This is a genomic window from Terriglobia bacterium, assembly GCA_020073205.1.
In the GTDB taxonomy this organism is placed as follows: domain Bacteria; phylum Acidobacteriota; class Polarisedimenticolia; order Polarisedimenticolales; family JAIQFR01; genus JAIQFR01.
On the sequence record JAIQFR010000051.1, the window covers coordinates 18,385 to 29,576 of the forward strand.

Annotated in this window: 10 protein-coding genes; 9 read left to right on the forward strand and 1 reads right to left on the reverse strand. The window is 68.0% G+C overall.

What is annotated here, in order from left to right:
* Nucleotides 1-146: 146 nt before the first annotated feature.
* The gene (locus tag LAO51_11930; GenBank protein MBZ5639445.1) at nt 147-839 is read left to right on the forward strand and encodes a helix-turn-helix domain-containing protein; all 693 of its coding nucleotides are present in this window, start codon (nt 147-149) and stop codon (nt 837-839) included.
* Between the two features lie 7 nt (nt 840-846).
* Here the strand turns inward: LAO51_11930 and LAO51_11935 are convergent, their stop codons facing one another.
* A complete protein-coding gene (locus LAO51_11935; GenBank protein MBZ5639446.1) occupies nt 847-1,503 on the reverse strand; it encodes a methyltransferase domain-containing protein in 657 nt (218 codons plus the stop codon).
* Between the two features lie 214 nt (nt 1,504-1,717).
* On the opposite strand from LAO51_11935, the gene LAO51_11940 reads away from it, so the two are divergent.
* From LAO51_11940 to LAO51_11975, 8 genes are all read left to right on the forward strand, one after another.
* Nucleotides 1,718-2,590: a hypothetical protein gene (locus LAO51_11940; protein MBZ5639447.1), complete on the forward strand. Its 873-nt coding sequence runs from the start codon at nt 1,718-1,720 to the stop codon at nt 2,588-2,590.
* 53 nt (nt 2,591-2,643) lie between these two features.
* Nucleotides 2,644-3,816, forward strand: a complete 1,173-nt coding sequence (locus LAO51_11945) for a hypothetical protein (GenBank protein MBZ5639448.1) — start codon at nt 2,644-2,646, stop codon at nt 3,814-3,816.
* Nucleotides 3,817-3,824: 8 nt separating this feature from the next.
* Entirely contained in the window at nt 3,825-4,922 is a 1,098-nt protein-coding gene (locus LAO51_11950) for a DUF4118 domain-containing protein (GenBank protein MBZ5639449.1), read from the forward strand.
* Nucleotides 4,919-6,289 carry a sigma-54 dependent transcriptional regulator gene (locus tag LAO51_11955; GenBank protein MBZ5639450.1) on the forward strand — a complete coding sequence of 457 codons (1,371 nt, stop codon included), beginning with the start codon at nt 4,919-4,921 and terminating at the stop codon, nt 6,287-6,289. Before LAO51_11950 ends, LAO51_11955 begins: the two co-directional genes overlap by 4 nt.
* 157 nt (nt 6,290-6,446) lie before the next feature.
* Complete coding sequence (locus LAO51_11960; protein ID MBZ5639451.1) at nt 6,447-6,935, forward strand: nitrous oxide reductase accessory protein NosL; 489 nt, start codon at nt 6,447-6,449, stop codon at nt 6,933-6,935.
* Nucleotides 6,936-6,946: 11 nt separating this feature from the next.
* Complete coding sequence (locus LAO51_11965) at nt 6,947-8,245, forward strand: TolC family protein (GenBank protein ID MBZ5639452.1); 1,299 nt, start codon at nt 6,947-6,949, stop codon at nt 8,243-8,245.
* Nucleotides 8,238-9,668, forward strand: coding sequence for an efflux RND transporter periplasmic adaptor subunit (locus LAO51_11970; protein MBZ5639453.1), 1,431 nt, complete (start codon nt 8,238-8,240; stop codon nt 9,666-9,668). The genes LAO51_11965 and LAO51_11970 overlap by 8 nt, the downstream gene beginning before the upstream one ends.
* Nucleotides 9,669-9,678: 10 nt before the next feature.
* A partial coding sequence (locus tag LAO51_11975) for an efflux RND transporter permease subunit (protein MBZ5639454.1) occupies nt 9,679-11,192 on the forward strand: 1,514 nt, incomplete at its 3' end.

Below are 11,192 nucleotides of genomic sequence, written 5' to 3' on the forward strand. Positions count from 1 at the left end.
CGCAGAAGGTACATCGCAGCGCACGCCGTGATCAACCTCAGGCTCGAACCCGTCGCGCGGCGCCGAGCGGGCCCCTTGTGGTGCGGAACCGCGCTGTGATAGAAACGTCCGGCGCCACCTCCTGACCGCGCCGCGGAGCGTCGAGCATGGAGCGCATGACCCTGAGGGAAGCCGCCGAGCGCGTGGGCCTTTCCGTCACCACGCTGAGGCGGTACATCCGCCGCGGCAGGCTTCGCGCCGAGAAGCTGGCCGGTCGGTTCGGCCCCGAGTACTTCGTGTCCGACGAGGGCCTCGAGACGGCCGGGCTCGACGGGAGCGACCGTCGGGCGGCACCACCGGATCCCGTGCGCGGCCCGATCCGCTCGCTGACGAAGGTCCCCTCCCGCGAGATGCTGCCCATCGGCCTCTACCAGGAACTGCAGATGAAGCACGAGCAGCTCCTGGTCCAGTACGGCATGGTCCGCGCCAGCGGGCTCCGGATGTTGGAGCTCCAGGGGGACCTGGATGCGAAGCGCCGGGAGGTCGAGGAGTGCCGCGCGGAGATCGTCCGTCTTCGGGACCGGCTCGCGACCGAGACCACCTTGCTGCGCCAGAAGCTCCGCGCGGCGGATCTCGAGGTGGAAGGGCGAGGCCTGGAAATCGCCGCGCTGCGGGAGAAGGTGCGGGGCCTCGAGATGTTGACCCGCAACGCGGTGACCAGCGAGACCATCGAGCGCCAGTTCGCATCGGTCATGGAGCAGAAACAGGTCGTCGACCGCCTGACCGAGCAACGTGAGACCGCTCGCTCGCCCCGACGTCCCTGGCCCCCGGCGGAGCGGCCTGCCGAGCCCGAGCACTGATCTCCGGCTAGGCCGCGGCCTTTCTCAGCACCAGGAGCCGCCAGAGTCCCAGCAGGTTGACCCTCCGGACCGCGACCAGGTCGAGACCGGGGGCGGGAAGCACCGAAGCGACCGGGAGGTCCATGCGGAATCCGATCCACCGGCTCGCGGGGGTCAGCAGGCGCTCGAAGAACCCGAGGAACGGATTCTCGCTGAGGAAGTGATTGACGACGATGACGGTCCCCCCCGGACGGCAGACGCGCGCCATCTCTCCCAGCACCTTGGCGGGCTCCGGCACCACGGAGATCACGTACGGCGCGAGCACGTGGTCGAAACAACGGTCGGGAAACTTCAGGTCTCGGGCGTCCATCCGGCGCAGCTCGACGTCCTCGTGTTGGAGGAGGTCGAGACGGGCCCGCGCTCGCTCGAGCATCGGCTCCGCGATGTCCACGCCGGTGACGTGGCAGTCCCGGGGATAGAGCGGGAGCGACAGGCCCGTGCCGACGCCCACCTCCAGGACCCGGTCGCCCGGACGCAGGGGTAGGCAACCCACCGCACGGCGGCGTCCCGGGCCGAGGGCCCAATCGAAGAAAGCGTCGTAACCGCGAGCGATCACGGAATAGACGCGCTCCACCCTACGAGACTCGAGCGCAGCCACCTCTTCCGCCGTCAGGTCACGAGCCATCGTCGCTCCCTCCTGCCGGGTGCCGCGCGCCGGTGCGCGAACGCGCCCCGCGCGGCGCAATCCCAGACCTCCGGGCGCGCGGATTCTAACACGCTCCTGCCTGGCGGGCGGCTGCGGAAGATTCACCGCAATCTGTGGCACGCGCCGGAGGGGACGCTTGACTCCTCCGTGCCGGTCGGGGTAGCTTCTCTCCTCGATTCCCACGGAGGTCGGGATGGCACGAAGAGCCTTGGGTCCGGCGTTGATCCTGGCGCTGGCCGTCGCGAGCGGCTGCAAGACGACGCAGCCGGCGTCGGCGCCCGCCCAGAACGCGCAGATAACGTTCGAGTCGAAGGTGTCCTCGTCGGTCGCCCTGTACGAGGTTTGGGACGCGCAGAAGGTGTCGGTGACGACCTTCCCGGACCAGGAGGGGCGCCCGCCGGAGCAGACCGTCCAGGACCTGGGGCTCTGGTGCGACATGTCGCCGAACTCGGGACAGCGATCCCGACCGGACGTCTCGTATCCGATGCGTTTCTCCGTGGAGATCGATCGGATCCCCGCGGGCTCGTCCCAGATCGTCCAGCTGACCGCCGATCAATACGTGAACGGGCTCGCGAGCGTCACCGATTACGACGACTCGCCTCCGGAAACGCCGTCGAGCCACCAGGTCAATTGGTCGCAGGATCTGACGTCGCTGCCGGGGACACCCTTGCATACCACCGTGATCCTCACCCTGAGGAACGGCCGCCGTATCTCCACCGCGAGCAGGGACTTCATCGAGCATGTCAAGATCGCGCCAGGAACTTCGACGAGCTTCGGAAGCGCCTGCCCGTTCGGCGGCGGGTCGAGCAGCCGGCAGCTGGGCGATCCCGGCGTCGCGGGGGTCGCTTCGTTCTACGGCGTCCAGGTGAATTCGGGCGACACCATCGTGGTCAAGGCCCGCAAGGACACGAACCCGGGCGCTTCCGCGCTGTTCCTGGGCGTGGTCGCTCCGACGTTCGGGAGCCGTGTCTTCCTCGAGGGAAGGGACATTTCGAGCACGCTGGTCGGGAAGGCTAGCTCGTCCCAGCCGTCTGAAGGGATTTCGTACGCGTTCACGGCGCGTTAGGGCCCGGGCCATCTCGGGGCCGATCGTCCCACATCGTGGCTAAGGTGAAGCGAATGAAAGCGTACTCGCGTTGGATCGCGCCGGTGCTGTTCGCGGTGGTGCTTTCGACCGTCTCCCGGGCCGAAGAGGCCAAGCCCCCCGCTTCGCCGGCGCCGGAGGAGTCCGAGGAGAAGCTGGCTCGACTGTTCATCGAGGTCAGCGACTGGATCGCGGAGCCAGGAGGCCTGACGTACGTGCCGGCGACCGTGAACGACCCGAGCCAGACGTTCGGAACGACGACGCTCCACATGCCGTTGGGGGACGAGAATCGAGCGCGCTTCCGGGTGGGCTACCTCCTCCGCGGCAACATCGGAGAGTTCGTGCTCACCTGGTACTCGCACGACCAGAAGGAAGAGCTCGGCCAGTACTCCCCGGGTATTTTCGTTTTCGGGGAGGCCCCGGTCCACCCGGCCGGCGCGGGAATCTTCGACGACGGCATGGCCGACGGGATCCTCGTGGACACCCGGACGCGTCTCCGAGACATGCGGCTCGACTTCTACCGGATCGGATACCAATCGCCGCGGATCACCGTGCGCTGGTTCGTCGGCTACCGGCGCGTGGAGCACAACCGGTCCTTGCTCGGCACGTACTACTCGCTCGTCCCCGTGTACAACGGGGTCCCGATTCCACCGCTGATCGCCCCGCTGGGGGTGCCCGGGCCCCTCACCCCGATCCCGGACGTCGCGAGTCTGGAGTCGAAGTTCAACGGCCGCGGCGCGGACGCCGGGGCGGAGCTGACCTTCCCGCTCAATCGGCACCTCTACATCGAGTCGGGGTTCTCTCTGGCGGTTCTGGACGGCACGCTCCAGACGAGTTACTCCTCGCTGGCCCACGTGTACGCGCTGGCGAACACCGACGGCTCCATCGACCACATCCTTTCCCCGCCGTTCAGCGAATTCGAGCAGACGAACGCCCAGGGAACCCCGCTCATCGGCTTCATCCGGCAGCTGTCCGTCCCGATCGGCATCAGGACCGACGATTCCGCGAGCGCCCAGGTGCTGGAGAGCTACCTCGGCATCCGCTGGAAGGCGTGGCGCGGCCTCGAGGCGTTCGGAGGCTACCGAAACGCTCGATACACCGGCGTGGGCGCCGACGTTCGCCCGAACCTGAACACGGCGGACACGACCCGCGTGGATCACGCGGCGATCTACCAGGGGTTCTACCTCGGGGCGTCGTACAAGTTCTGAGTCCAGGATTGAAGGACGACCGGCGTTTCGTCCGACGCGCCAGGGAAGCGGTCGTCGCGGGAGCGGCTGCGGCCGTCACGCTCGCCCATTACGCCACCGACCCCCGGCACACCCTCCTCCACAATCTCTACCAGAGGCTCTACTACATTCCGATCCTCCTGGCCTGCGCCTGGTTCGGGCTCCGCGGCGGACTCGTGGCGGCGGCCGGGTGTGCCGTGCTCTACGCTCCGCACATCGTCGTGCACTGGGCTCACGACGCCGCCTACCAGATGAGCCAGGCGCTGGAGCTCGCGATGTTCGCTGTGGTGGCGGTGATCGCGGGCGCTCTCTCCGATCGGGAGCGAGCCCTCCGCCGGGACGCCGAGGCGACCGCCGCCGAGCGCGACCGCGCCCTCCACGATCTCGAGGAATCGGTCGGGACCCTCCGCCGCGCCGACCGTCTCGCCTCGCTCGGCATGCTCGCCGCGGGCATGGCCCACGAGGTTCGGAATCCTCTCGGCGCGATCGGCGGCGCGGTCGAGATCCTCGAGGTGGACTACCCGCCCACCCACCCCCGTCGGGAGTTCGTGGAGATCTTGCGGAAGGAGATCGACCGCCTCACCGGCATCGCCGGAAAGTACCTCGATTTCGCCCGGCCCGATCCTCCGGCACCGCGCCCCCTCGACGTGAACGAGGCGGTGCGCTCCGCCGTGGACCTGCTCGCCAAGACCGCCGCCCGCGCCTCCGTCCGGATCGAGCTTCGCCTCGCACCCGACCTCCCGCGGGCGCTCGCCGATCCCGGCCAGGTTCAGCAGGCGATGGTGAACCTCCTGCTGAACGGCATCCAGTCGATGCCGAGCGGCGGACCGCTCGAGGTGGACACCGCCGTGCGGTCCGGGTCGGTCGAGATCGTCTTGCGCGACCACGGAAACGGGCTGCCCGAGGGACCCGTCGAGCGGATCTTCGAGCCCTTCTTCTCGACGAGGCCCGGCGGGACCGGGCTCGGGCTCGCGATCTCCCGCCGGATCGCCGAGAGCCACGGCGGGCACCTGACCGCCGAGTCCGCCGACGACGGCGGAGCGCGATTCCGCCTCGCCCTTCCCGCCGCTCCCCGGGGCCTCGCGTGAAGGAGGGATCGCAGGCGCGGGTCCTCCTGGTCGACGACGACCCGAGCTTGCGCCGCGTGGTCGAATACCAGCTCGGCGAGGCGGGGTACGCCGTGGTCGGGGCCGAGACCGGCGAGCAGGCCATCGAGACCCTCCGGCGCGAGCCGTTCGATCTCCTACTCACCGACGTCCTCATGCCGGGGATGGACGGGATCACGCTCGTGGATCGCGCGAGGATGCTGCGCCCCGACACCGCGGCGATCGTGATCACCGCCCACGGGGACGTCGCAACCGCCGTGCGCGCGATGCAGCTCGGCGCCCTGGATTTCCTGGAGAAGCCCTTCACCCGGGACCGACTCCTCGTGTCGATCCGCCGTGCACTGGAGTTCGTCGGACTTCGGGACGAGAACCGACGTCTCAGGGCGGCGGTCCAGGAGCACGGCGGCTTCGAGAGCATCGTCGGAACGTCCTCGCCGCTGCGCCGCGTGATGTCCGACCTGGCCCTCGCCGCGGACTCCGACGCGACGGTCCTGCTCCTGGGAGAGAGCGGCACGGGGAAGGAGCTCGCGGCGAAGGCGATCCACCTCCGGTCGCGGCGGAAGGACGGCCCCTTCGCGGTGGTGAACTGCGCCGCGATTCCCGAGGGACTCGTGGAATCCGAGCTGTTCGGCCATCGCCGCGGATCGTTCACCGGCGCCACCGAGGACCGCAGGGGAAAATTCGAGACCGCTTCGGGGGGGACGCTCTTCCTCGACGAGGTCGCCGAGCTGCCCCTTCCGGTCCAGCCCCGACTTCTCCGTGCGCTGCAGGAGGGGGAGGTGGACAAGGTCGGCGCGCCCTCCCCCGTGCGCGTCGACGTCCGCTTGGTGGCCGCGACCCACGCCGATCTCGAGGCGCGGGTCAAGGAGGGGGCGTTCCGGGAGGATCTCTACTACCGGCTGAACGTCGTTCCCCTGCTCCTCCCTCCCCTTCGCGAGCGCCGCGAAGACATCCCGCTCCTCGTGGAGCACTTCCTGCTGAAGCACGCGAAGCGTCACGGCAGGCCGATTCCGAAGTTCGAACCGGAGGTCCTCGATCGATTCGACCGCTATCCCTGGCCCGGGAACGTCCGCGAGCTCGAGAACGTCGTCGAGCGGCTCCTCGTCCTTTCGCGGGAGCCTTCCGTGTCCGAGGCCGACCTTCCCGAGGCGCTCCTCGCCGACCTCCCGACCTTCGGTCGGGTCCGCCTGGACATCCCGCCGGACGGCATCTCGCTGGAAGAGGTCGAGAAGGGCCTCCTCGTCGAGTCCCTCCGCCGCTCGCAGGGGAACCAGACCCGCGCGGCGCGGTTCCTCGGAATCTCGCGCCAGACGCTGATCTACCGCCTCAAGAAGTTCGGCCTCGGCTGAGGGACGGACCCCTCGCGGATTCGGGTGTAGCATTTCAGACAGCCACTGTGGCAGGTCGGACGATCCGAAGATCGGCCGCGCGTCCATTCGCGGACAACAGCCCCGAATCAGCGTGGCACGACGGATGCAGACCTTCCGTGGTGTCCCGGAGGTCGCAATGCAGAGGCTTTTGCTCCCGATGACCTGTCGTTTGCTGTTGACCGTCACGCTCGCGGCGGTGACGGCGGCTTGCTCCACCCAGGCGAAGGTCTGCGAGCAATGCGGCCGGGCCGAGTGCCGCAATCTCTCCTTCGACGTGCGACATCAGGACGGGACCGTGGTCCAGACCTGCTGCCCTCGCTGCGCCCTTCACTACCTCGCCGGCGCCCACCCGCCGGTGGCCTCGCTCGCCGTCCGAGATTTCGACACCGCGGGCCGGATTGACGCGACGCTTGCCTTCTACGTCGAGGGAAGCGAGGTCGCGCCGTGTACGGCCTCCGCCGGTTCTCCGCCGCGGGACGAGCGTGGCTGCTGCATGAAGACGGTCTACGACCGCTGCCTTCCCAGCCTGCTCGCGTTCGGCTCGAGCGCCAAGGCCGAGACGTTCGCCCGCCAGCACGGCGGTACGATCAGGACCTTCGCCGATCTGCAGAGCGAGATCCACTAGGGGAGCCCCGAATGCGCAAGCTGATGATCTCGCTTCTGATCGTTGCGGCTGCGCTGGGATTCGCGGCGTCTTCCGCAAGAGCGGCCTCCGCGATCTTGGACCTCGCGGACTTGCTCGACCGGGCCGACGCCTCGAACCCGGAGATCCTGGCCGCGCAGGCCAGAGTCGAGGCGCTCAAGCACGTCCCGTCCCAGTTGGAGGCGTATCCGGATCCGACGGCAAGTGTGTCCTACACGAACGAAACGCTCACCGCGCTCACCCTGGGCTCGCGCGACATGTCGAACTTGGCCTTCTCCTGGACCCAAGAGGTGCCCTTTCCGGGCAAGCTGCGCCTCGCGGGCGACGTGGCGCGGGCGGAGGTCGATGTCTCGAGCGGGACACTCGAGGCGACGCGGTTGCGCCTGCGGGCTGCGGTGAAGGTGGCCTACGCCGATCTCTACCGGATCGACCGAACGACCTCGATTCTCGAAGAGAGCCGGAAGCTGCTCGCGACCTTCCGCGAGGCGGCGAGGGTTCGCCAGGAGACCGGGCAGGGTATCCTGGAGAACGTTCTCAAGGCGCAGACCGAGTTGACTCGGGTCGATGTCGAGCTGGCCGGTCTGGCCCAGGAGCGGCGCAGTGCGGCGGCAGCGCTCAACGCCCTTCTCGGTTCTCCCGACAACGCGCCGCTCGGCGTGGCTGTCGCCGCTCCCGGCGGCGACAGCCCCGACCCCGCTTCCGCCGAAAAAGCCGCGCTGGATCGATCTCCGGAGCTTGCCGCGCTTCGTGCAGCGACTCGCAGGGACGAGAACCGCGTGAGCCTCGCAAAGAGAAACACGAAGCCCGACTTCATGTGGGGTGCGGGATACGTCGACCGAGGATCCCTCGACCCGATGGTCATGGGGATGTTCGGGATCCGGCTGCCGCTATACAAGAACCGCAAGCAGAAAGAAGCCATTGTCCAGTCCGAGTATGACCTCAAGGCCACGGAGCGGGACCTGGACCACCGCAACGTCACGCTCCTCGCGGAGGTCCGGGACCTGCTCGCCCGAGCCGACCGGGCATCCGAGCAGACGCGCCTGATTCGGGAAGGCACGCTGCCCTTGGCGCGCAGCTCGCTCGATGCGGCTGCGGCGGCCTATTCCGCCGGCCGGGCGGAATTCGTCACGCTCATCGAGGACTTCCGCGCGTTTCTCGGCTACGAGAGCGACCTCGAGATGCTGCACGCGGACAAGATAAGGGCGTTGGCCGCGTTGGAGCCGCTCACCGGAGCCGAGTACGTCCTGCCGGGCGACCCGGCGGCCGGCGCTCCAGGAGATGCGCATGAGTGAGCGACGCGTCCTCGTGGTTCTCGGAGCGGTTGCCCTCATCGCCGCGGCCGGTGCGGGGTGGCTGGGGGTCCCTCACCTTTCGACGGGAGAAGGGGGCGCCGCCGCGAGAGCCGGCGTCGCCAGGTACCACTGCCCGATGCACCCGACGGTGGTGTCCGAGAGGCCCGGCGATTGCTCCATCTGCGGGATGCGTCTCGTCCCCATGGAAGAAGACCCGGCGGCGGCACCGGCCCCCGACCCGAAGAAGAGGACCCTCTGGCGGTCCACCATGAACCCGAGCGAGGTTTCGGATCAGCCGGGCAAGGACTCCATGGGCATGGAGAGGGTCCCGGTGGAATCGGAGGAAACGGCGCCGCGAGCGGCCCCCGCGGTACCGGGACTGGCCACCGTTCGCATGACGACGCGGAAGCAGCAGCTCATCGGGGTCCGGACATCCGACGTCGTGCGGGCCCGGTTTCTGCGGACCCTCCGAACGGTCGGCCACGTGACCTACGATGAGACGAACCTCAGACAGGTCCACACGAAGATCTCCGGCTACGTCGAGAAGCTCTACGCCAACGCGACGGGCGAGGTGGTCCGCAAGGACGAACCGCTGGTGGACATCTTCAGTCCCGAGCTGCTCGCCTCCCAGCAGGAATACCTGGTCGCCCTGGAGGCTCGGAAGCGGACGGCCGGAAGCAGCATTCCATCGGTGGCCAGTTCCGGCGACGAGCTGGTGGCGAGCGCCCGCCGGCGCCTGGAGCTCTTCGACCTCTCCGATGGCCAGATCCGCGAGGTCGAGCAATCGGGTCGTGCTCGGCGCACCGTGACGCTCTACGCGCCGATCTCGGGAACGATCCTGGAGCGCCAGGTGACCGAGGGCCAGAGGATCGAGACGCAGACGGAGCTCCTGAAGATGGCGGACCTCTCGAGAGTCTGGATCCTGGCGTCCGTCTACGAGTACGAGCTGCCGTTCGTCCGCCTGGGGCAAAAGGCGACCCTAAAGCTCGCGTACCTTCCGGACAAGACGATCGAGGGACGTGTCGCGTTCGTGTACCCGGTTCTCGACGCCGCGACGCGAACGGCACAAGTCCGGATCGAGGTCCCGAACCCGGGCCTCACGCTGAAGCCCGACATGTACGCGGAGGTGACGCTGAGCGCGGATCTCGGCGAACGGACGGCGGTCCCCGCGAGCGCGGTCATGGACACCGGCACCCGCAGCATCGCCTTCGTGGATCAGGGGGACGGCACCTTCGAGCCGCGGGACCTCAAGATCGGCTTGCGGCTACCGGACAGCTACGAGGTGCTCGATGGGCTCGCGCCGGGAGAGAAGGTCCTGACGTCCGCGAACTTCTTCGTGGATTCCGAGTCCAAGCTCAAGGCCGCCCTCGCGGCCATGGCCGCCAACTCGACGACGCCTGAGCCCCAGCCGCACAAGCACTAGGATTGCTTTCATGGTCGAACGGATCATCGAGTTCGCGGCGAGGAACAAGTTCGTCGTGCTGATCCTCGCCGCGGTGGCCGTGGTCATGGCGGTCCACGCCATGAGGAGCGTCCCGCTCGACGCGATCCCCGATCTCTCCGACACGCAGGTGATCATCTACTCCCGCTGGGACCGTGGTCCGGACGTCATGGAGGACCAGGTCACCTACCCGATCATCACGGCGCTCCTGGGTGCGCCGAAGGTGAAGTCCATTCGCGGCTTCTCGGATTTCGGTTTCTCCTACGTCTACCTGATCTTCGAAGACGGGACCGACATCTACTGGGCTAGAAGCCGGACGCTCGAGTACCTCAACAAGATCCTCCCGCAGCTGCCGGAAGGGGTGCGGACCGAGCTGGGCCCGGACGCCACGGGCGTCGGCTGGGTCTACCAGTACGCTCTCGTGGACCGATCGGGCCGGCACGACCTCGCGGAGCTGCGGTCGTTCCAGGACTGGTACCTGAGGACCTGGCTCCAGAGCGTGCCCGGGGTGGCCGAGGTGGCCTCCATCGGGGGCTTCCAGAAGCAGTACCAGATCAACCTCGATCCGACCCGACTGCTGGCCTACAAGATTCCGATCCAGAAGGTCATCGACGCGATCCGCCAGGGGAACAGCGACGTGGGCGGCCGCTTGGTGGAGTTCACCGGCGCCGAGTACATGGTGCGCGGGCGAGGGTACGCGAGGTCCATCGACGATTTCGAGGCGATCGTCGTCGGCGACAACGGGAAAGGCACGCCGATCCTGGTGCGAGACGTCGGGCGGGTGGTCCTCGGCCCCGACATCCGGCGGGGCGTGGTGGACCTCGACGGGGTCGGCGACACGGTGGGCGGGATCGTCGTGATGCGACAGGGCGAAAACGCCCTGAACGTCATCGAGCGGGTGAAGAAGAAGATCGAGGAGGTGCGGCCGTCGTTGCCGGAAGGCGTCGGTCTCGTCTCGACCTACGATCGTTCCGACCTCATCGAGCGGTCCATCTCCAATCTGAAGGAAGAGCTCCTCCTCGAGATGGCCATCGTGAGCCTCGTGATCCTCGTGTTCCTCTGGCACATCCCGTCGGCGATCATCCCGATCGTGACGATCCCGGTCTCCGTGTTCCTCGCCTTCATCCCGATGTACTTCATGGGAGTGACGTCCAACATCATGTCGCTCGCGGGAATCGCGATGAGCATCGGCGTCCTCGTGGACGGCGCCATCGTGGAGGTGGAGAACGCGTACAAGAAGCTGCAGCTCTGGGAGGCCGGGGGCCGCATGGGAGATTACCACCTGATTCGCCTCAACGCCCTGAAGGAAGTGGGACCGTCGGTCTTCTTCTCCTTGCTCGTGATCGCCGTCGCGTTCATGCCGATCTTCACCCTCGTGGACCAGGAGGGGCGGCTGTTCAAGCCCCTGGCCTACACCAAGAACCTCGCCATGGCGATCGCGGCGATCCTCGCGATCACCCTCGACCCGGCCTTGCGGATGATGTTCACCCGGATGGACAGGATGCG